This is a genomic window from Pseudomonas sp. BCRC 81390 (assembly GCF_030341915.1).
In the GTDB taxonomy this organism is placed as follows: Bacteria; Pseudomonadota; Gammaproteobacteria; order Pseudomonadales; family Pseudomonadaceae; genus Aquipseudomonas.
Window position 1 is genome coordinate 275,988 of the sequence record NZ_JATAAG010000025.1, and the last position, 21,176, is coordinate 297,163.

19 protein-coding genes are annotated in these 21,176 nt (G+C 64.2%); 11 read left to right on the forward strand and 8 right to left on the reverse strand.

Annotation, left to right across the window (positions count from 1 at the left end):
* Positions 1-49: 49 nt before the first annotated feature.
* The 7 genes from glpE to QSV36_RS12065 all read right to left on the reverse strand — a co-directional run bounded on the left by glpE (position 50) and on the right by QSV36_RS12065 (position 7,671).
* Positions 50-382, reverse strand: coding sequence for a thiosulfate sulfurtransferase GlpE (gene glpE / locus QSV36_RS12035; protein ID WP_289131787.1), 333 nt, complete (start codon positions 380-382; stop codon positions 50-52).
* A 14-nt stretch (positions 383-396) separates the two neighbouring features.
* Positions 397-1,263: a symmetrical bis(5'-nucleosyl)-tetraphosphatase gene (locus QSV36_RS12040; RefSeq protein ID WP_225780135.1), complete on the reverse strand. Its 867-nt coding sequence runs from the start codon at positions 1,261-1,263 to the stop codon at positions 397-399.
* Positions 1,263-1,643 carry a Co2+/Mg2+ efflux facilitator ApaG/CorD gene (gene apaG, locus QSV36_RS12045; RefSeq protein WP_225780136.1) on the reverse strand — a complete coding sequence of 127 codons (381 nt, stop codon included), beginning with the start codon at positions 1,641-1,643 and terminating at the stop codon, positions 1,263-1,265. The genes QSV36_RS12040 and apaG overlap by 1 nt, the downstream gene beginning before the upstream one ends.
* 143 nt (positions 1,644-1,786) lie before the next feature.
* A complete protein-coding gene (gene rsmA, locus QSV36_RS12050; RefSeq protein ID WP_225780137.1) occupies positions 1,787-2,587 on the reverse strand; it encodes a 16S rRNA (adenine(1518)-N(6)/adenine(1519)-N(6))-dimethyltransferase RsmA in 801 nt (266 codons plus the stop codon).
* Entirely contained in the window at positions 2,584-3,573 is a 990-nt protein-coding gene (gene pdxA / locus QSV36_RS12055; protein WP_289131789.1) for a 4-hydroxythreonine-4-phosphate dehydrogenase PdxA, read from the reverse strand. The genes rsmA and pdxA overlap by 4 nt, the downstream gene beginning before the upstream one ends.
* Positions 3,570-4,889: a peptidylprolyl isomerase SurA gene (surA, locus tag QSV36_RS12060; RefSeq protein WP_289131790.1), complete on the reverse strand. Its 1,320-nt coding sequence runs from the start codon at positions 4,887-4,889 to the stop codon at positions 3,570-3,572. The genes pdxA and surA overlap by 4 nt, the downstream gene beginning before the upstream one ends.
* Complete coding sequence (locus QSV36_RS12065) at positions 4,870-7,671, reverse strand: LPS-assembly protein LptD (protein WP_289131791.1); 2,802 nt, start codon at positions 7,669-7,671, stop codon at positions 4,870-4,872. Before QSV36_RS12065 ends, surA begins: the two co-directional genes overlap by 20 nt.
* Positions 7,672-7,801: 130 nt before the next feature.
* On the opposite strand from QSV36_RS12065, the gene QSV36_RS12070 reads away from it, so the two are divergent.
* From QSV36_RS12070 to QSV36_RS12080, 3 genes are read left to right on the forward strand one after another with little or no spacing between them, the layout of a single operon-like run.
* Complete coding sequence (locus QSV36_RS12070; protein ID WP_289131793.1) at positions 7,802-8,821, forward strand: aminoglycoside phosphotransferase family protein; 1,020 nt, start codon at positions 7,802-7,804, stop codon at positions 8,819-8,821.
* Positions 8,818-9,489, forward strand: a complete 672-nt coding sequence (murU, locus tag QSV36_RS12075; protein WP_289131794.1) for an N-acetylmuramate alpha-1-phosphate uridylyltransferase MurU — start codon at positions 8,818-8,820, stop codon at positions 9,487-9,489. The genes QSV36_RS12070 and murU overlap by 4 nt, the downstream gene beginning before the upstream one ends.
* A gap of 1 nt (position 9,490) precedes the next feature.
* A complete protein-coding gene (locus QSV36_RS12080) occupies positions 9,491-10,258 on the forward strand; it encodes a TerB family tellurite resistance protein (protein WP_225780143.1) in 768 nt (255 codons plus the stop codon).
* A gap of 82 nt (positions 10,259-10,340) precedes the next feature.
* Here QSV36_RS12080 and QSV36_RS12085 read toward each other — a convergent pair whose 3' ends face one another.
* Entirely contained in the window at positions 10,341-11,339 is a 999-nt protein-coding gene (locus QSV36_RS12085; RefSeq protein WP_289131796.1) for an alpha/beta hydrolase family protein, read from the reverse strand.
* A gap of 95 nt (positions 11,340-11,434) precedes the next feature.
* Here QSV36_RS12085 and QSV36_RS12090 point away from each other — a divergent pair, with 95 nt between their 5' ends.
* The 8 genes from QSV36_RS12090 to QSV36_RS12125 all read left to right on the forward strand — a co-directional run bounded on the left by QSV36_RS12090 (position 11,435) and on the right by QSV36_RS12125 (position 21,120).
* Complete coding sequence (locus QSV36_RS12090) at positions 11,435-13,822, forward strand: PAS domain-containing sensor histidine kinase (RefSeq protein ID WP_289131798.1); 2,388 nt, start codon at positions 11,435-11,437, stop codon at positions 13,820-13,822.
* A 7-nt stretch (positions 13,823-13,829) separates the two neighbouring features.
* Complete coding sequence (locus QSV36_RS12095) at positions 13,830-14,462, forward strand: response regulator (protein WP_170034010.1); 633 nt, start codon at positions 13,830-13,832, stop codon at positions 14,460-14,462.
* Between the two features lie 295 nt (positions 14,463-14,757).
* On the forward strand, positions 14,758-15,882 hold the full coding sequence (locus QSV36_RS12100) for an ABC transporter ATP-binding protein (RefSeq protein ID WP_170027961.1): 1,125 nt from the start codon (positions 14,758-14,760) through the stop codon (positions 15,880-15,882).
* Between the two features lie 40 nt (positions 15,883-15,922).
* Positions 15,923-16,957: an ABC transporter substrate-binding protein gene (locus tag QSV36_RS12105; protein WP_186690128.1), complete on the forward strand. Its 1,035-nt coding sequence runs from the start codon at positions 15,923-15,925 to the stop codon at positions 16,955-16,957.
* 59 nt (positions 16,958-17,016) lie between these two features.
* The gene (locus tag QSV36_RS12110; RefSeq protein WP_289131803.1) at positions 17,017-18,264 is read left to right on the forward strand and encodes an ABC transporter permease; all 1,248 of its coding nucleotides are present in this window, start codon (positions 17,017-17,019) and stop codon (positions 18,262-18,264) included.
* An 11-nt stretch (positions 18,265-18,275) separates the two neighbouring features.
* A complete protein-coding gene (locus QSV36_RS12115) occupies positions 18,276-19,103 on the forward strand; it encodes an ABC transporter permease (protein WP_186675045.1) in 828 nt (275 codons plus the stop codon).
* Positions 19,104-19,630: 527 nt separating this feature from the next.
* Positions 19,631-20,305: a ribulose-phosphate 3-epimerase gene (gene rpe / locus QSV36_RS12120; RefSeq protein WP_289131808.1), complete on the forward strand. Its 675-nt coding sequence runs from the start codon at positions 19,631-19,633 to the stop codon at positions 20,303-20,305.
* On the forward strand, positions 20,302-21,120 hold the full coding sequence (locus tag QSV36_RS12125; protein WP_289131811.1) for a phosphoglycolate phosphatase: 819 nt from the start codon (positions 20,302-20,304) through the stop codon (positions 21,118-21,120). The genes rpe and QSV36_RS12125 overlap by 4 nt, the downstream gene beginning before the upstream one ends.
* The last annotated feature ends 56 nt before the right edge of the window (positions 21,121-21,176 follow it).

Genomic DNA, 21,176 nt, shown 5'->3' on the forward strand with positions numbered 1-21,176 from the left:
ATAAGCCGCGAGCCCACGCTGTGCGCGGGCTGCAGTGTAGATGAAAAAATTATTCGGCAGCGCCTTGGGCGGTCTCGGCCGGGTAGGTGGCGCGCCACAGTTCGAAGCCGCCGTCGACGCTGTAAACGTCGGAAAACCCCTGGTTGACCAGGTAGGCTGCGGCGCTCTGGCTGGAGTTGCCGTGGTAGCACACCACCAAGGTCGGGGCATCGAGGTCGGCGTTGCGAATGAACTCGGCGACCGACTGGTTATCCAGATGCTTGGCACCGGTAATGTGGCCGGCGGCGAAAGCCTGAGGGTCGCGAATATCGACGACGACCGCACCTTCTTTCTTGCGAAGCTCCAAGGCCTGCTCGGGAGGGATGCGCTTGAATTCGCTCATGGTTACTACTTCCTTCAGGTGGGGTCGTTGAGTGTAGTGGGTTGTGCCGGTTGGCGCAGGGTGCCGTCGTCGGCGCAGTCACAGCGGTGGTATTCGCCGCTGTCGACGTTGTACAGGGTCATGGCGCCACCCCACACGCAGCCGGTGTCCAGGGCAATGATGCCGGGTTCGTCAACCTGGCCCAGCAGGGCCGCCCAGTGGCCGAAGATGATCTTCACGTGGCGTGAGCGGCGCTCCTTGTGCGCGAACCAGGGCTTGTAGCCTTTGGGGGCGGTGTCCAGGCCTTCCTTGCTCTTGAGGTCGAGTTTGCCCTCGGCAGTGCAGAAGCGCATGCGCGTGAGGTAGTTGGTGATGACCCGCAGGCGTTCGACGCCGCAGAGGTTCTTGCTCCACTTGTTCGGCTCGTTGCCGTACATGCCGTCCAGGTACTGCTTCAGGCGGCTGTCGTCACGCAGCACTTCCTCGACCTCACCGGCCAGGGCCAGGGCCTTGCCCAAGGTCCATTGCGGTGGAATGCCGGCGTGCACCAGGGCAATGCCCCGGGGCTCGTCGTAGTGCAGCAGTTTCTGCTGGCGCAGCCAGTCGAACAGCTGGTCGGCGTCCGGCGCTTCGATGATCTCGCGCAGGGTGTCGCTTTTCTTCAGGCGTTCGACGTTATGCCATACGGCCAGCAGGTGCAGGTCATGGTTGCCCAGCACGCATACCAGCGACTGGCGGATCGAATACAAGAAGCGCAGGGTTTCCAGCGACTCGGGGCCGCGGTTGACCAGGTCACCGACCAGCCACAGGCGGTCGACGGCGGGGTTGAAGCTGACGCGTTCGAGCAGGCACTTGAGTGGCTGCAGGCAGCCCTGCAGATCCCCGACAGCGTAGGTGGCCATCAGTGCAACGCTCCGGGCACCGCCAGGCGGAAGGGGGCGATCGGCGCATCGAAGCGTTTGCCGTCTTCGGCGAACATCTGATAGCTGCCTTGCATGGTGCCTACGCGGGTGCTGATCACGGCACCGCTGCTGTAGGTGTGGCTCTGGCCAGGGTCGATGTTGGGCTGCTGGCCGACCACGCCAGCGCCGCGCACTTCTTCGACTTCGCCGTCACCGTTGGTGATCAGCCAGTGGCGCGACAGCAGCTTGGCCTTGAGCGAGCCGTTGTTCTGCACGGTGATGGTGTAGGCGAAAGCGAAACGACTGTTTTCAGGGTCGGATTGTTCTTTGAGGTAGCGGGTCACGACGCTGACGTCGATCTGATAGCGGGGGTCGGACATGCAAGGGCCTTGGGAGAACTGACGCAATAATGCAGTCTAGGCCATTGAGCGGGGGGAGGGCCAGCGGTGTGGCGGCTTGGAGATAGCTATGGTCGGTACCGGCCTCTTCGCGGGCGTGCCCGCGAAAAGGCTGATCCAGGCTGTCAGGCCTGCTGGTCGGCCAGCTGGTCAGCCAGGCGCACGAAGGCCGCCAGGTCCAGCTGTTCAGGGCGCAGGCTGCCGTCTACACCTGCTGCCTCGATGGCCGCGCTGTCGAGCAGGCCCTTCATGGTATTGCGCAGGGTCTTGCGGCGCTGGTTGAACGCCTCGCGTACCACGCGCTCCAGCAGTTGCGCATCCTTGGCGGGGTGCGGCAACACTTCGTGCGGCACCAGGCGGACGATCGCCGAGTCCACTTTCGGCGGCGGATTGAAGGCGCCCGGGCCGACGTTGAACAGGTGTTCGACGCGGCAGTGGTACTGCACCATGATCGACAACCGCCCCCAGTCACCACCGCCAGGGCCTGCGGCCATGCGCTCGACCACCTCCTTCTGCAACATGAAATGCATGTCGCGGATCAGCCCGGCGTGGCTGAGCAGGTGGAAGATCAGCGGGGTGGAAATGTTGTAGGGCAGGTTACCCACTACCTTGAGGCTGCGCGGTGGTACACCCAGCTGGTTGAAATCGAACTTCAGCGCGTCGCCCTGGTGCAGGCGGAAGTTGCTGCGGTTGGCGAACTTGTGTTGCAGGATCGGCACCAGGTCCTTGTCCAGCTCCACTACGTCCAGCTGTGCGCCGCTGCCCAGCAGGCCTTCGGTCAGGGCGCCCTGGCCCGGGCCGATTTCCAGCAGGTGTTCACCGGCCTTGGCGTTGATGGCGCGCAGGATGCGGTCGATGATGCCGGCGTCGTGCAGGAAGTTCTGGCCGAAGCGCTTGCGCGCCCGGTGTTGGTATTGCTCGTTCATGGTCGGTTCTCGGCCATCTGATAGGCGGTGTCCAGCGCGACGCGCAGGCTGCCGGTGTCGACCTTGCCGCTGCCGGCAAGGTCCAGGGCGGTGCCGTGGTCAACCGACGTGCGGATGATCGGCAGGCCCAGGGTGACGTTCACGGCTGCGCCAAAACCTTTGTACTTGAGTACGGGCAGGCCCTGGTCGTGGTACATCGCCAGCACTGCGTCGCAGTGCTCCAGATACTTGGGGGTAAACAGGGTATCGGCCGGCAGCGGCCCGCGCAGGTCCATGCCCTCGGTGCGCAGGCGGGCCAGGGTCGGCTCGATGATGTCGATTTCCTCGCGGCCCAGGTGGCCACCTTCACCCGCGTGCGGGTTGAGGCCGCATACCAGGATGCGCGGGTTGGCAATGCCGAACTTGTCACGCATGTCTGCATGCAGGATGCGGGTCACACGTTCGACGCGCTCGGCAGTGATGGCCTCGGCAATGTCACGCAGCGGCAGGTGCGTGGTCACCAGGGCCACGCGCAGGCCGTGGGTGGCCAGCATCATCACCACCTGTGCGGTATGGGTCAGTTCGGCGAGGAATTCGGTATGCCCGGAAAAGGCGATGCCGCTTTCGTTGATGACGCCCTTGTGCACCGGGGCGGTGATCATCCCGGCGAAGTGCCCGTCCAGGCAGCCTTGCCCAGCGCGGGTCAGGGTTTGCAGCACGAACGCGGCATTGGCCTTGTCCAGCTGGCCTGGCACCACCGGGGCCGCCAGGGGGGTGTCCCAGACGTACAGGCTGCCCGCCGGTGCCGGCTGCTCGGGCCATTGGCCCGGCGCTACCGGCAGCAGGTCGACAGCCAGCCCCAACTGCGTGGCCCGCTCGGCAAGCAGGTCACGGCTGGTGATGGCGATCAGAGGGTGCGGCTGGGCGTCTGCGGCGAGCAGCAAGCACAGGTCGGGGCCTATGCCGGCTGGTTCGCCGGGGGTGACGGCGAAGCGCAGGGGCTTCACTGGGCGGCCTGGTCAGCGCCAGGCAGCTTGATTTCAACGTAGGCTTCGTCGCGAATCTGGCGCAGCCAGGTTTGCAGCTCTTCGTCGTACTTGCGGTTACGCAGTACGCTCAGGGCCTGCTGTTCGCGAGCCTGCTCGGTGCTGTCGGTGGCGCGGCGGCCCAGCACTTCCAGGACATGCCAGCCGTACTGGGTCTTGAACGGACGGGTGACTTCGCCTTGGGTGGCGTTGGCCATCTGCTCGCGGAACTCGGGCACCAGGCTGTTCGGGTCTACCCAGTTGAGGTCGCCGCCGTTGAGCGCCGAGCCTGGGTCTTCCGAGAAGCTCTTCGCCAGTTCGCCAAAGTCTTCGCCGTTCTTGATGCGCTCGTACAGGCGCTCGGCCAGTTGCTCGGTGGCCGCCTCGCTGCGGATTTCGCTCGGCTTGATCAGGATGTGGCGCACGTGCACTTCGTCACGCAGCACGTTCTCGCTGCCGCCGCGCTTCTCCTCGAGCTTGAGGATGATGAAACCGTTGGGAATGCGGATCGGCTGGGTGATTTCGCCAACCGGCATGCTGCTGAGCATCTTGGCGAAGTCCGGTGGCAGCTGGCCGGCTTTGCGCCAGCCCATCTCGCCGCCTTCCAGGGCGTTTTCGCTGGCCGAGTTGGCAATTGCCATCTGGCCGAAGTCGGCGCCCTGACGCAGTTGCTGGTACAGGTCACCGACCTTGCGCGCAGCCTTCTGGATGTCATCCGAGCTGGCCGCTTCCGGGGTCGGGATGAGGATGTTGGCCAGGCGGTACTCTTCCGACATCTGCATCTTGCCGAGGTCGGAGTTGAGGTAGTTCTTCACCTCCTGCTCGGACACCTGGATGCGCTCGGCCACGCGGCGCTGGCGCACGCGGCTGATGATCATCTCGCGTTTGACCTGCTCGCGGGCGTCGTCGAACGACAAGCCGTCACGGGCCAGGGCCGCGCGGAACTGGTCCAGCGACATGCCATTGCGCTGGGCAATGGTGCCGATGGCCTGGTTCAGCTCTTCGTCGGTGATGCGGATGCCGGAGCGTTCGCCGATCTGCAGCTGCAGGTTCTCGACGATCAGGCGCTCCAGCACCTGCTGCTCCAGGGCACCCGTCGGCGGCACGCCGCCGCCACGTTTGGCGATGGTCTGCTGCACTTCGTGGATGCGCTGGTCCAGCTGGCTTTGCATGACCACGTCGTTGTCGACGATGGCCACCACGCGATCAAGAGGTTGCACCGCGGCATGCACCGCGCCACTCAGCAATGCGACGCCCAGCAACGCTGGGCGCAGTCGATCAATAAGCTTGGTCTTCACGTTCACGGTAACCTTGAATGCCTTCGTCGAGGAAAGACTCGACCTTGTTGCCGACTACACCACCGAGACCCTTCAGGACGATCTGAAGGAAGATGCCATGGTCGCCTTTTTCGTTCGTCGGAAGCGCCTGGCTGAAGTCGTCGTAGTCCATCCAGTAACGGTTGATCAGACGCAGCTTCCAGCAGCAGTTGTCGTATTCGAAACCGCCCATGGCTTCCAAGGTGCGGTTGCGGTTGTAGTCATGCTGCCAGCGCGCAATGACGCTCCACTGCGGAACGATCGGCCAGATGACCGAGAAGTCATGCTGCTGGATCTTGTAGTAGTCCTTGATGTAGTTCGGGCTACCCGGTACGCCGTAGTCGCCGCCGCCCACTTTCCAGGTACCGGTCGCGGAGTCGTAGGAGATGGTGTCGTTACGGTAGCGATAACCGAGGTTGACCACCTTGTTCGGGTTGTCTTCAGGCTGGTAGTGGAACATCGCGCTGCCCGAACGGGTGCTGCGGCTGTCCGGGTCCCAGTTGAAGTCCGAATTGAAGCGCCAGTCGCGGTTGAAGAAGTAGTTGTACATCAGGGCGTACGGCGATACGTCGGACTGCGAGTCTGTGCGCTCTTTGTAATTGATGCCTGGCAGCTGGACCTTGCGGTCCTTGAAGTAATACGCCTGGCCAATGCTGAAGTTCTGGCGTTCGAAGCCATTGTCCTCGATCCAGCGGGTGGTCACGCCCAGCGACAGCTTGTTCTCGTCACCGATGCGGTCGGTGCCGCTGAAGCGGTTGTCACGGAACAGCGAGTCGTAGCTGAACAGGGTTTCACCGGAGTCGAACAGCGGGATGTCCTTCTGGTCCTCATACGGGACGTAGAGATAGAACATGCGCGGTTCGAGGGTCTGCTTGTAGTTGGTGCCGAACAACGACGTCTTGCGGTCGAAGTAGAGCCCGCTGTCCACGCTGAAGATCGGGATGTCGCGGTTCAACGAGCTGTTGTAGCTGCCGTACGCCGGGTTGGCCGACTGCGCGATGGCCTGGGCCTTGCCCTGGCTGTCCAGATCCAGGTCGTAATGGGTGTACGCATATTTCAGCTTGGGGGTCAGGAAGCCGTAGCTGGCTTCCATCGGCAGGCTGATCGACGGTGCCACATTGAAGCGGTTGCCGTTGGCACGGGCGATACCGCTGACGTTCTGGTCCAGGCGACGGCCTGCTGCACCAGCGGAGAAGTCCGGGTTGCCGTCCTTGTCGAATACGAAGTCGTCTTTCAGGTCACGATCGAAGCGGACTGCCTCGGTTTCGTAGGCGATGTTGAGCCCACCTGGTTCGTACGGCAGCTTACCGTTGAAGGTAATCTGCGGCAGGCGATCATACGGAGTGATCCTCGAGATGGTGGCCATCTCGTAGGCATGCACGTTCAGCCGCGCGGTGTAGCTGTCACCCCGGTAGGTCAACGCGCCCTGCTGGTTCAGCAGGTCCTGGGATTCCACACCAATCTGGTCGGTTTCCAGGTCCTGGAAGTAGAACGGGTCGCTGATGTCGGTGTAGTCCACCTCGGTCATCAGGCGCTCGTTCAAGCCCCCCTTGTGCTGCCAGTTGGTCATCCAGCGCTGTTCTTTGTAGTCAGTCTGGTCTTTGCGGTCGTCGTTCTTGTCGTTGAGGTACGCGCCACCGAACTGGCCTTCGCTGGAAGGCGTCAGGTAGCGGAACTCGCCTTCCATCAGCAGGCCGCGCTTGGTCATGTAGCGCGGGTACAACGTGGCGTCGTAGTTCGGCGCCAGGTTGAAGTAGTACGGCGTGACCAGCATGAAGCCGGTGTCGCTGGTGCTGCTGAACGATGGCGGCAGGAAGCCGGACTGGCGACGGTCGTCGATCGGGAAATAGATGTACGGTGTGTAGAACACCGGGAAATCCTTGACCCGCAGCGTAACGTTGGTCGCGGTACCGAAACCGGTGGCCGGGTTCAGGGTGATGTTGTTGCCCTTCAGCTGCCAGGCGTTGCTGCCCGGTTCGCAGGTGGTGTAGGTACCATCCTTGAGGCGGATGATGGCGTTTTCACCACGCTTGGCGTACAGGGCGCTGCCACGGATGTGCGACTTGTGCATCACGTATTCGGCGTTGTCGACCTGGGCTTCGCCGGTGTCGAGCTGAATCTGCGCCTGGTCACCGACTACCAGCGAACCGTTGTCACGGATCTTGACGTTGCCCTTGAGCTCGCCACGGTTTTCGGTCTGGTAAAGGTTCGCCTCGTCCGCCTCGGCCTGCATGCTGCCCTGGCGCATGACCACGTCACCGGCGAGGGTAGCGATCTGCTGCTCCTGCTGGTACTTGGACACCTTGGCGTTGATGTAGGTCGGCGACTCGTCCTTCGGCGTGGTATCGGCCATGCCCGGGCGGGTTGGCTCGATGTACGCGCCACCACAGTACGGGCCGGTTTCGGCCAGCTGCGCGGCAGTGAGCTTTTCTCGCGGTACCCAGTCCAGGTGGCTGTAGTCTTCGCTGCGCGACTTCAGGGCACGGCCCTTGGCTTCGGTGACCAGCATCGGCCGGTCCGCCGTTTCGCCTTCGCTCGCGGCTTCGGTGCCGGTGCTTACGGCAGCACCCTCATGCACCGGGCGCGGCGGCAGGTTGTTGACTGGGGTCTTGGGCTTGCAGTCCCAACCACCGGAGGCGGACACTTGGCAGTCGAACTGTTCGGCTGCCACCACGTAAGACGTGGCCAGAGGTTGCAGGGCCAGCAGACCGCCGGTTACCAGCAACGGAAACTTTCTACGAAACGCGGGGGATTTCAATGCCATCTTATTAGTCCGGGCTTCCTGCGTGCCATCTGCCCGCGTGTGGGGCCGCACGCCTCTCGATGGTCTGAAAAAGATGCTGGATAATAAAGCATGACCCGCTTGACGGCTAGGGCCGTCGGAGACCCTTGTAATGCCTGAACACGATGTACGCCTGCAACAACTGACGGTCTGGCTCGATGAGCAGCTCAAAGATCTTTTCCGCAAAAACGCCTGGGGCGAAGTGCCCGCCGGCAGTCTGACCGCGGCCAGCAGCGACGCCAGCTTCCGGCGTTATTTCCGCTGGCAGGGCGCCGGGCACAGCTTCGTGATCATGGATGCGCCGCCACCACAGGAAAACTGCCGACCGTTCGTCGCCATTGACCACCTGCTGGCCAGCGCCGACGTGCATGTGCCGCTGATCCATGCCCAGGACCTCGAGCGTGGCTTCCTGCTGCTGGGCGACCTGGGCCGCCAGACCTACCTCGACATCATCAATGCCGACAACGCCGACAGCCTGTTCAGCGATGCCATCGACGCCCTGCTGGCCTTCCAGCGCCTGCCGATGGACGCGCCGCTGCCCAGCTACGACGACGCCTTGTTGCGCCGCGAAGTCGAGCTGTTCCCCGAGTGGTACGTGGGCCGTGAGCTTGGCCTGGCCTTCAGCGATGCCCAGAAAGCCGTCTGGCAGCGGGTCAGCCAGCTGCTGATCGACAGCGCCCTGGCCCAGCCCAAGGTGCTGGTGCACCGCGACTACATGCCGCGCAACCTGATGCAGAGCACGCCCAACCCCGGTGTGCTGGACTTCCAGGACGCGGTCTATGGCCCGGTCACCTACGACATCACCTGCCTGTTCAAGGACGCCTTCATCAGCTGGCCTCAGGCGCGTGTCGAGGGCTGGTTGCGTGATTACTGGCAAAAGGCGCGGGCTGCCGGTGTCCCGGTGCAGGCTGACTTCGAGGCATTCCAGTGCGCCAGCGATCTGATGGGTGTGCAGCGCCACCTCAAGGTGATCGGCATCTTTGCCCGCATCTGTCACCGCGATGGCAAACCGCGCTACCTGGGCGACGTGCCGCGTTTCTTCGCCTATATAGAAGAAGTGATCGGTCGTCGGCCCGAATTGGCGGAGCTGGGCGAACTGATTACCGAGTTGCAGGCCGGAGCGCGTGCATGAAGGCAATGATCCTGGCAGCGGGCAAAGGCGAGCGCATGCGGCCGTTGACCCTGCATACGCCTAAACCATTGGTTCCGGTCGCGGGCCAGCCGCTGATCGAGTATCACTTGCGCGCCCTGGCCGCGGCGGGCATCAGCGAGGTGGTGATCAACCACGCCTGGCTTGGCCAGCAGATCGAAGACCACCTGGGTGATGGCAGCCGTTTCGGCCTGAGCATCCGCTATTCGCCGGAAGGCGAGCCGCTGGAAACCGGCGGTGGCATCTTCAGGGCCTTGCCACTGCTGGGGGATGCACCGTTCCTGCTGGTTAACGGCGATGTCTGGACCGACTATGACTTCACCCGCTTGCAGGCGCCCTTGCAAGGCCTGGCGCACCTGGTACTGGTCGATAACCCGGGCCACCATGGGCGTGGTGACTTCCGCCTGGTCGGTGGACAGGTGGTCGATGGCGATGATGCGCCTGGCACGCTCACCTTCAGCGGCCTCTCGGTGCTGCACCCGGCGCTGTTCGAGGGCTGCCAGCCTGGGGCCTTCAAGCTGGCGCCGCTGCTGCGTCAGGCCATGGCGGCGGGGCAGGTCAGTGGCGAACACTACCGCGGGCACTGGGTGGATGTCGGTACCCTCGAACGCCTGGCCGAGGCCGAGCGCCTGATCGGCGAGCGCGCCTGACATGTGGTGGCCAAGCACGGTGATTGGTGCCGGTGCCGGCTTCGCCGTCGCCAGTATCCCCGGCGCTCTGCTCGGCGCCTTGCTCGGGCAGTTCATCGACCGCCGCCTGCGTTTGCAGGGCTGGGACGACCTGCGCGAACGCCTGGGCGGGCGCCCGGCCTTGCCGGACGATGAGTTGCTGTTCGTGATGCTCGGTCGTCTGGCCAAGTGCGATGGCCGGGTGGCCGAGCAGCATATCCAGCAGGCGCGTCAGGAAATGGTGCGCCTGGACCTGGCCGAAGAGGCGCGGTTGCGCGCGATTGCCGCGTTCAACCGCGGCAAGGCTGGCAAGGACCGGCTGAGCGGGCATTTGCGGCGCATCCGCCAGCAGCCACATGCCGCGGAAGGTACCCTGCGCGCCTGTTGGCGCATGGTCTGGGCCGACGGCAAGATGGGCAACAAGGAGCGCGAACTGCTGCTGGACTGGGGGCAGAAACTGGGCCTGAGTCGACGTCAGGTTCAGGCCATGTCGCTGGAGTACGAGCCGCGCAGGGCTGCCGGTGCGCGCGAGGCGCCCATGACCTATGCGGCCGCGCTGCGGCTGTTGGCGGTCGAGGCGGATACCGACGGCGACAAAGTCAAGCAAGCCTATCGTCGGCTGGTCAGCCGCCACCACCCAGACAAGCTGGCGGGAACGGGGGCGAGCGAGGCACAACTACGTGAAGCGACCGAGCGTACGCGGGAGTTGCACCAGGCCTACGCCTTGATCCGCAAACGGCGAGGGCTTTGACAGGTACCTGGCTGGAGTTTGCGGTGATGCGTAAATCGAGCGCCGCGCGGGCGGCGCTCGATCTTACCGGCGCAACACAACCTCAGCCTTGCGGGCTCATCCACCCCCGCACCCGGCGGAACAGCTGCTCCTGTTCAGCCGCCTTGTTCCCGGGCATGGCAATCAGCGACAACTGCCGGTACTGGCTGTCCTTCTGCCGCTTGCTGGCCTGCAGGCGCTGCGCGGCGGCGCTGCGGTCACCGCTACGGGTGGCGTAGTAGATATCGGCAGTCGGCACCCTCAAGGTCGGTACCAGGCTTTCCAGGTCATGTTCCACTCGCGCCGGTGTCTGCGCGGCCACCATCACCAGCTTCTGTACCTGCGGTGGCTGCGTTTCGCTCAGGTAGCGGGCCGCCCAATACGCGCCGCTGCCATGGCCGATCAACACGATGCTGCGGGCGTTGTGCTGCTGGGCGAAGGCCACCGCGGCGTCCAGCCGCGCAAAAATGCGCGCGGCATCGGCCGGGTCGGTTTGCTCGCTGGCCTGTTCGGCATCGGTGCTTTCTGCCGTGTCGGCATCGGCCGCGGTGGCCTGGGCGACGTTGGCGTTGGCATCGGCCGGCAGGTCCTTGGCTGGGGCGCTTTCGCCCTGTTCTGGCGCCGGCTTGGCAGCGGGCTTGGCTTCGACCCGCGCCTGTGGGCTGTCGGCGAGCAGGTCGGGCAGGCTGATGCTCAGGCTGTGCCAGCCGACATCGGGGAATTTCTGCCGCAGCGGGCCGACCGCGTTTGGCCAATCGGCCGTTTCGCCAGCCCCGGGCACGATGATCACGGCCCCTTGCGGGTCGCTGTCGTTGGCCGGTTTCCACAGTGCCAGGAAGCTTTCGGCACCGCCCTGCAGCGTCTGTTGCTCGGCCTTGGGCACCAGCCGTTCGAGCGCCTGGGCGTCCTCTTGGCTACGCTCCAGCAACGGCGGGCGTGGGGCTGGTGCGGCCGGGGCCTCGCTGGCAGCAGGCGGTTGTTCGGCCTCGGCGGCCAGGGCGCCGAGTGGAAGGAACGAGGCCAGGCAGCACATTGCCAGCGTCGTGCGATAAAGTGTGGACATGAATCAACCCAAGACCAGAATGATACCGGCAGCCTAATAGTATTTGCCCGTGACGGCCATGCCGCATGGCCGCCTTTGCCAAGACGAGCGTGTAGATGAAGCGAATGCGTCGCCTGTTGGTTATCGGCTGTTTATGGCTGCCCTTGATGGCGTTGGCCCAACCCGAGGCGCAGCCCTCGGTAGTGCTGGAACCTGCGCAACAGCAATGGCTGGACACCCATCGCAGCCTGCGCGTCGGCCTGGTGCTGCAGGCGCCTTACGCCCAGTTCGACCGGCGCCTGCAGCAGCTATACGGGGCCAATGTGGAGTTGGTCAGCAGCCTGGCACAGGCGCTGCGCCTGGACCTGACCTGGCGCAATTTCGCTGACCAGGCCAGCCTCGAACATGCCCTGCAGGCGGGTGAGATCGACTTTGCCCCGGGCCTGACCCAGACTCCCGCCAGCCTGCGCCTGTGGTTGTTCAGCGACCCCTACATGCGCGTGCCGCAACTGGTGGTCGGGCCTCGCACCGGGGCCATGGCCGTGGAGCTGGAAAAACTCGAAGCCGAGCAACGTGTGGCGGTACGCATGCCCAGCCAGCTGGCGGACTACCTGCGTGCTAACTACAACAACCTCAACCTGCAAGGGGTGCCCAACGAGCGCGAAGCGTTGCAGTTGGTGGTGGGCGGCCAGGCCAGTTTCGCGGTGCTGGACGAAGCCCAGCTCAGCCGCCTGTCACGCGAGAGCGAGTTCGGTGAGCTGGCGGTGGTGGGTGACATCGGCTTGCCGCAGCTGCTGCGCATCGGTTCGCGGCGCGACCAGCCGCTGCTGGCCGATGTGCTGGAGCGTGGCCTGCAGGCGCTGCCGGCCAAGGAGCTGGAGCAACTGCACCAGCGTTGGCTGCAGCCGAAATACCCGCGCCTGAGTGAGTCGACCGGTTTCTGGCAGAACCTGGCCTTGTTGTCCGGCATGTTGCTGCTGTGCGCGTTGGCGACCCTGGTGTGGCAACGCCGGCAGCAACGCCAGCTGGAGCGCAGCCTGCTGGCCACGCGGGAGAACCTGGCAGAGCGGCAGGTGCGCGAGGAAGCACTGCGCCTGAGCCAGTTCGCCATCGACCAGAGCACGGTGGGCATCCTCTGGGTCAACTGGGACAGCCATGTACGCTACGCCAACCACGCCGCCGAACGCATGCTGGGCTACGGTGAAGGCGAGCTGCTGGAGCGGCCGCTGAGCACCTTCGAACCCAACCTGACCATGGACCGCTGGCTGGAGCTATGGAAGGGCGCGCGCACCGGGGAAGGCGGTGTCGGCCAGTTCGAGACGCAATGCCGGCGGGCCGACCAAAGCCTGCTGCCGGTGGAGTTGTCGCTGAGCTTCCTGCGCTTTCGTGATTCCGAGTACCTGGTGGTTTACCTCGCCGATGTCACCGAGCGCCATCGCGCCCTGGCGGCGCTGCGAGAAAGCGAGGCGCGGCTCAAGGGGATTGCCGGCAACGTGCCGGGGCTGGTGTTCCGCCTGGAACGCGACCCGGCCGAGGGTGACCTGGAGTTCCCTTACATCAGCGAGGGCAGCGAGGCGCTGGTGGGGTATGCGCCCAGCGAGATCCAGCACCCGCAGATGGGCCTGCGCAACCTGGTGCACCCCGACGACCGTGCTGATTACCACCGGGTACAGGACCTGGCCCTGGCCAGCGACCAGGACTGGTCCTGGCAGGGGCGTATCCTGACCCGTCAGGGCGAACAGCGCTGGGCCGACATCAAGGCCAGTACCCGTCGCCTGGCCGATGGCCGCGTGGTATGGGATGGCGTGGTGTGGGACATCACCCAGGGCAAGCGGGCCGAGTTGGCGCTAGCCAGGTCTCAGGAGCAACTGCGCGAATTGTCGGCTCATCTGGAGAGCGTGCGCGAGGAAGAAAAGGCCCGCATCGCCCGCGAAGTGCACGATGAACTGGGGCAGATGCTGACCGTGCTCAAGCTGGAAGTGTCGATGTGCGAACTGGCCTTTGCCGAGCTGGACCCAGGCCTGCACGAGCGCCTGGACAGCATGAAGCGCTTGATCGCCCAGCTGTTCCAGCTGGTGCGTGATGTGGCCACCGCCTTGCGCCCGCCGATCCTCGATGCCGGCATCGCCTCGGCCATCGAATGGCAGGCGCGGCGCTTCGAGGCGCGCACGCAAATCCCCTGCCTGGTACAAGTACCGGATAATCTGCCAGCATTGAGCGATGCCAAGGCCACTGGGCTGTTCCGTATTCTCCAGGAGGCGCTGACCAACGTGATGCGTCACGCCCAGGCGCACAGTGTGGAGATCGAACTGGTGCATGAGCACGGGCAATTGCGCATGACCGTCAGCGATGATGGGCAAGGGTTCTGCCGCGACCAGCCTCGGCCTGCGTCGTTTGGCCTGGTAGGTGTGCGTGAACGGGTGCTGATGCTGGGCGGCAGCATGGCGCTGGACAGTGAGCCGGGCGAAGGCACCAGCCTGAGCGTGGCCATTCCGTTGGAGTAGGAGAGCGATCGTGATTCGAGTGCTGGTGGCCGAAGACCACACCATTGTCCGCGAAGGCATCAAGCAGTTGATTGGCCTGGCCAAGGACATGCAGGTGGCGGGGGAGGCAGCTAACGGCGAGCAACTGCTGGAAACCCTGCGCCATACGCCGTGCGAAGTCGTGTTGCTGGATATCTCGATGCCGGGCGTGAATGGCCTGGAGGCGATCCCGCGGATCCGGGCACTGCATGACGCGCCGGCGATCCTGATGTTGTCGATGCACGATGAGGCGCAGATGGCGGCGCGTGCACTGAAGGCCGGGGCGGCGGGCTACGCCACCAAGGACAGCGACCCGGCGCTGTTGCTGACCGCCATTCGCCGGGTTGCTGCCGGGGGGCGCTATATCGACCCGGCGCTGGCCGACCGCATGGTGTTCGAAGTGGGCCTGACCGAGTCACGGCCGTTGCACACGCTATTGTCGGAGCGCGAGTTTTCGGTGTTCGAGCGCCTGGCCCAGGGTGCCAACGTCAACGACATCGCCCAGCAGCTGGCGCTGTCGAGCAAGACCATCAGCACGCACAAGGCGCGGTTGATGCAGAAGCTGAAGGTGAACTCGCTGGCAGAGTTGGTGAAGTACGCCATGGAGCACAAGCTGGTCTGATTGCGACATGCCTGTTCTCGGAACTTGCCGAGGTCCCTGTGGGAGCGGGCGTCCCCGCGAAAGCGCCTGACCTGCGGATCTCCATGGCTGAACCTGCCCTTTCGCGGGTTTGCCCGCTCCCACAGGTTTGGCGGGTGGCTCGGATGAGCGTTCCAAACCCGCCATCCTTGTAGGGAAATCCCTACAATAAATCTTCCATCCGGATGATGGCATTCTCTCAGCACCCCCGATTTCCGCGCGCCTGCGCCTTCTCTACTCTTCTGCCTACGCAGTCATCCAACAAGAAGGTGCAGGCATGAGCGAGGCGAAGTCGAACGCTGCAACCAGCGAAACGCTGGTCAGCTTCCGTGGTGTGCAGAAGAGCTACGACGGCGAGTCGCTGATCGTCAAAGACCTCAACCTGGATATCCGCAAGGGCGAATTCCTCACCCTGCTCGGCCCGTCCGGCTCGGGCAAGACCACCAGCCTGATGATGCTGGCCGGCTTCGAGACCCCCACCGCCGGTGAAATCCAGCTGGCCGGGCGTTCGATCAACAACGTGCCACCGCACAAGCGCGACATCGGCATGGTGTTCCAGAACTACGCGCTGTTCCCGCACATGACCGTGGCCGAGAACCTGGCTTTCCCGCTGACCGTGCGCAACCTGAGCAAGACCGACATCAGCGAGCGGGTCAAGCGCGTGCTGAACATGGTCCAGCTCGACGCCTTCGCCAAACGCTACCCGGGCCAGCTGTCCGGCGGTCAGCAGCAGCGCGTGGCCCTGGCCCGTGCCCTGGTGTTCGAGCCACAGCTGGTGCTGATGGACGAACCGCTGGGTGCCCTCGACAAGCAGTTGCGTGAGCACATGCAGATGGAGATCAAGCACATCCACCAGCGCCTGGGCGTAACCGTAGTCTACGTGACCCACGACCAGGGCGAAGCGCTGACCATGTCTGACCGCGTGGCGGTGTTCCACCAGGGCGAGATCCAGCAGATCGCCGACCCGCGCACCTTGTACGAAGAGCCCTGCAACACCTTCGTGGCCAACTTCATCGGCGAGAACAACCGTATCAATGGCACCTTGCTGGCCAGCGATGGCAAACGCTGCCAGGTGCAGCTGGCGCGTGGCGAGCGGGTCGAGGCGCTGGCGGTGAATGTCGGCCAGGCCGGCGAGCCGGTGACCCTGTCGATCCGCCCGGAGCGTGTACGCCTGAACGGCCACAGCGAGCGCTGCGTGAACCGCTTCTCTGGGCGGGTGGCCGAATTCATCTACCTGGGCGACCACGTACGGGTGCGCCTGGAAGTTTGCGGCAAGGGCGACTTCTTCGTGAAGCAGCCCATTGCCGAGCTCGACCCGGCCCTGGCCGTGGGCGATGTAGTACCGCTGGGCTGGGAGGTGGAGCACGCCCGCGCGCTCGATCCGATTGCCGAAGCCCATTGATGGATTGCTTCACCAACCCTGTACTGTGGAGAGAATAATAATGCGCAAGCAGTTGAAACTGACCGCCCTGGCCCTGGGGCTGTTCGCCGCTGGCCAGGCCATGGCCGCAGACCTGACCGTGGTGTCCTTCGGTGGTGCCAACAAGGCGGCCCAGGTCAAGGCGTTCTATGAGCCATGGGAGAAGGCCGGCAAGGGCAAGATCGTCGCTGGCGAATACAACGGCGAGATGGCCAAGGTCAAAGCCATGGTCGACACCAAGAGTGTGTCGTGGAACCTGGTGGAAGTGGAGTCGCCAGAGCTGGCCCGCGGTTGTGATGAGGGCATGTTCGAAGAACTCGACCCGGCCCTGTTCGGCAACGAGGCCGACTACGTGCCAGGTGCCATCCAGCCCTGTGGCGTGGGCTTCTTCGTGTGGTCGACGGTGCTGGCCTACAACGCCGACAAGCTGAAGACCGCACCCACCAGTTGGGCGGATTTCTGGGACACCAAGAAATTCCCGGGCAAGCGCGGCCTGCGCAAGGGCGCCAAGTACACCCTGGAATTCGCCCTGATGGCCGATGGTGTCGCGCCGAAGGACGTCTATCAGGTGCTGGGCACCAAAGAGGGCGTGGACCGCGCGTTCAAGAAGCTCGACGAACTCAAGCCAAGCATCCAGTGGTGGGAAGCCGGCGCCCAGCCGCCGCAGTACCTGGCATCCGGTGACGTGGTCATGAGCTCGGCCTACAACGGCCGCATCGCCGCCGTGCAGAAAGAGAGCAACCTCAAGGTGGTATGGAACGGCGGCATCTACGACTTCGACGCCTGGGCCATCCCGAAAGGGGCCAAGGACGCCGACGAGGCGAAGAAATTCATCGCCTTCAGCGTGCAGCCCGAGCAGCAGAAGACCTATTCCGAGAACATCGCCTACGGCCCGGCCAACTCGAAAGCCGTGAGCCTGCTGTCGGACGAGGTGAAGAAAGACATGCCGACCACGCCTGAGAACATTGCCAACCAGGTGCAGATCGACGTGGCCTTCTGGGCCGACAACAGCGAGCAACTGGAGCAACGCTTCAACGCCTGGGCGGCGAAGAAGTAACAGCCGGTGTGCGGGGCCGCCTGGCGGCCCCTATTTCAGCCTGTATTGCGGAGTTCGCCATGGCCATTGCAGTGCCCCTCAACGAAGGCGCAGGTCCAAGTCTCAAGCAGCGCCTCAAGCACGCCGAGCGGGTCAACCGCTGGAAGGCGCAGGCGTTGATCGCGCCGCTGGCGCTGTTTCTCCTGCTGGTGTTCCTGGTGCCGATCGCGGCACTGCTGTACAAGAGCGTCGGCAACCCGGAAGTGGTTGGCGGTCTGCCGCGTACGGTGGAGGTCATCACCCAGTGGGACGGCAAGAGCCTGCCGGGCGAGGACGTATACAAGGCGCTGAGCCTGGACCTGGCCGAATCGCGCAAGAACCAGACCCTGGGCGACCTGTCCAAACGCCTGAACATGGAGCTGGCCGGCTACCGCAGCCTGTTGGCCAAGACCGCGCGGGCGCTGCCATTCAAGAGCGAACCCGCTTCCTATAAAGATGCCTTGCAGGCGCTCGACGAGCGTTGGGGTGACCCGGCCTACTGGCAGGCGATCCGCCGCAACACCAGCACGGTGACCTCGTTCTACCTGCTGGCCTCGCTCGACCATCGTATAGATGACCTTGGCGAGCTGGCCAAGGCCACACCGGACCAGGCCATCTACCTGGACATCTTTGCCCGCACCCTGTGGATGGGTGTGGTGATTACTGCCATCTGCCTGGTGCTGGCCTACCCGTTGGCTTACCTGCTGGCCAACCTGCCGACCCGGCAGAGCAACCTGCTGATGATCCTCGTGCTGCTGCCGTTCTGGACTTCGATCCTGGTGCGAGTGGCCGCGTGGATCGTGCTGCTGCAGTCCGGTGGCCTGATCAACAGTGCGCTGATGGCCATGGGCATCATCGACCAGCCACTGGAACTGGTGTTCAACCGTACCGGCGTGTACATCTCGATGGTGCACATCCTGTTGCCGTTCATGATTCTGCCGCTGTACAGCGTGATGAAGGGCATTTCGCCCAGCTACATGCGCGCGGCGATCTCGCTGGGCTGCCACCCGTTCGCCAGCTTCTGGCGGGTGTACTTCCCGCAGACCTACGCCGGTGTTGGCGCGGGATGCCTGCTGGTGTTCATTCTGGCCATCGGCTACTACATCACCCCGGCGTTGCTGGGCAGCCCGAACGACCAGATGGTCAGCTACTTCGTCGCCTTCTACACCAACACCAGCATCAACTGGGGCATGGCCACCGCGCTGGGCGGGCTGTTGCTGCTGGCGACCGTGTTGTTGTACCTGATTTATAGCTGGCTGGTCGGCGCCAGCCGCCTGCGCCTGAGCTGAGGAGCCTTGTCATGCTGAGCCCTTACATGTCGCCCGTGGAGCGGGTGTGGTTCTACAGCCTGCGTATTCTTTGCGGTCTGGTCCTGCTGTTCCTCATCCTGCCGGTGCTGGTGATCGTGCCGCTGTCGTTCAACAGTGGCAGCTTCCTGGTGTACCCGTTGCAGGGCTTCTCGCTGCACTGGTACCAGGACTTCTTCGGTTCGGCCGAATGGATGCGCGCCTTGAAGAACAGCATCATCGTCGCCCCGGCGGCCACGGTGCTGGCCATGGTGTTCGGCACCCTGGCGGCGATCGGCCTCACCCGTGGCGATTTCCCGGGCAAGTCGCTGGTCATGGCGCTGGTGATTTCGCCGATGGTGGTGCCGGTGGTGATCATCGGTGTGGCCAGCTACCTGTTCTTCGCCCCGCTTGGCATGGGCAACAGCTTCACTTCGCTGATTCTGGTGCATGCGGTGCTGGGTGTGCCGTTCGTCATCATTACCGTGTCGGCGACCCTGCAAGGCTTCAATTACAACCTAGTACGCGCGGCGGCCAGCCTGGGCGCCTCGCCGCTGCTGACCTTCCGCCGGGTCACCCTGCCGCTGATCGCGCCCGGGGTCATTTCGGGGGCGTTGTTCGCCTTTGCCACGTCGTTCGACGAGGTGGTGGTGACGTTGTTCCTCGCCGGCCCGGAGCAGGCGACCCTGCCACGGCAGATGTTCAGTGGCATCCGCGAAAACCTGAGCCCGACGATTGCGGCGGCGGCCACCTTGTTGATCGCCTTCTCGGTGATACTGCTGCTGACCCTGGAGTGGTTGCGCGGGCGTAGCGAGAAGTTGAGAACCCAGCAGCCCGGTTGAAGGTATGTTGCCTGTGCTGGCCTCTTTGCGGCTAAAGCCGCTCCTACCGGGTTTGTGCAGCTTCCAATGCCTGCGTGGCCCCTGTGGGAGCAACTGTCTTGCTCAAATGTCCAAAGCTGGCGTTATTCCTGTAGGAGCGGGCTAGCCCCGCGAACACCGGCGAAGCCGGTGCCATCCTCCGCGTCGCCTGCTTCGCGGCACAAGGCCGCTCCCACAGGTACTGCGCTGCTTCGAGTTGTCACTACACCTCTGGGAGCAACTGTCCTGCTCAAATGTTCAAAGCTGGCGTTATTCCTGTAGGAGCGGGCTTGCCCCGCGAACACCGGCGCAGCCGGTGCCATCCTCCGCGTCGCCTGCTTCGCGGCACAAGGCCGCTCCCACAGCTACTGCGCTGGCTTCGAGTTGACACTACACCCGTGGGAGCGGCTTTAGCCGCGAAGAGGCCAGCACAGGTTGATGCTAGTCAGCCCTCATCCGCTTGCCTGGGTTACAATGCGCGCCACCGTGATTCTGCCAACAGGTGCGCCATGCAGCCCTACGCTATTGCCCCCTCCATTCTCTCCGCCGATTTCGCCCGCCTGGGCGAGGACGTCGACAAGGTATTGGCGGCGGGTGCCGACATCGTCCATTTCGATGTCATGGACAACCACTACGTGCCCAACCTGACCATTGGTCCGATGGTCTGCAGCGCCCTGCGCAAGTATGGCGTTACCGCGCCGATCGACGTGCACCTGATGGTCAGCCCGGTCGACCGCATCATCGGCGACTTCATCGAAGCCGGCGCCACCTACATTACCTTCCACCCGGAAGCCACGCAGCACATCGACCGCTCCCTGCAACTGATCAAGGACGGCGGCTGCAAGGCTGGCCTGGTGTTCAACCCGGCCACCAGCCTGGACGCCCTGAAGTACGTGATGGACAAGATCGACATGGTGCTGCTGATGAGCGTCAACCCGGGCTTTGGCGGGCAGAAGTTCATCCCCGGTACCCTCGACAAGCTGCGTGAGGCACGTGCGCTGATCGATGCCAGTGGCCGTGATATCCGCCTGGAAATCGACGGTGGCGTCAACGTCAACAACATCCGCGAGATCGCCGCCGCTGGCGCCGACACCTTCGTGGCCGGTTCGGCGATCTTCAACGCCCCGGACTACCAGGAAGTCATCGCCAGGATGCGCGCCGAACTGGCCCAGGCGCGCCCATGAGCGGCTTCGAGCAGCTGTTCCCGGGGACGCTGCCCAGGCTGGTGATGTTCGATCTGGACGGTACCCTGATCGACTCCGTGCCAGACCTGGCCGCAGCCGTGGACCGCATGCTGCTCGAACTCGGGCGCCCGCCTGCCGGCCTTGAGGCGGTGCGTCACTGGGTCGGCAACGGCGCCCAGGTATTGGTGCGCCGGGCGCTGGCGGGGGGCATCGACCACGCCGGCGTGGACGACGCGCTGGCCGAGCAGGCGCTGGCGCTGTTCATGGATGCCTATGCCGAAAGCCACGAACTGACCGTGGTCTACCCCGGCGTGCAGGACACCCTGCGCTGGCTGCACAAGCGGGGCGTGGAGATGGCGCTGATCACCAACAAGCCCGAGCGCTTCGTCGGCCCGCTGCTGGACCAGATGAAGATCGGCAAGTACTTCCGCTGGATCATCGGCGGCGACACCCTGCCACAGAAAAAGCCGGACCCGGCGGCGCTGCTGTTCGTCATGCAGATGGCCGGCGTTACCCCGCAGCAGTCGCTGTTCGTCGGTGACTCGCGCAGTGACGTGCTGGCCGCCAAGGCAGCGGGTGTGCAATGCGTGGGCCTGAGCTACGGCTACAACCATGGCCGGCCGATTCACGACGAATGCCCCAGCCTGGTGATCGATGACCTGCGCGCACTGCTGCCAGGTTGCGCAGACCTGGCCACTGGGATAACGTTGGCGGACCTTCAAGCCTCACAAGACAGAGAGTCCACCGTGGCGGTTACTGGCAAGTTCTGGATGAAAGTCATCAAGGCCCTGGCCCGTTGGCGTTGGCGCGCCTGACTTCTGCCTGCCGGCGCGTGCCGGCCCGTCCGTTTGCCTGACCCATTGCTGCTTGC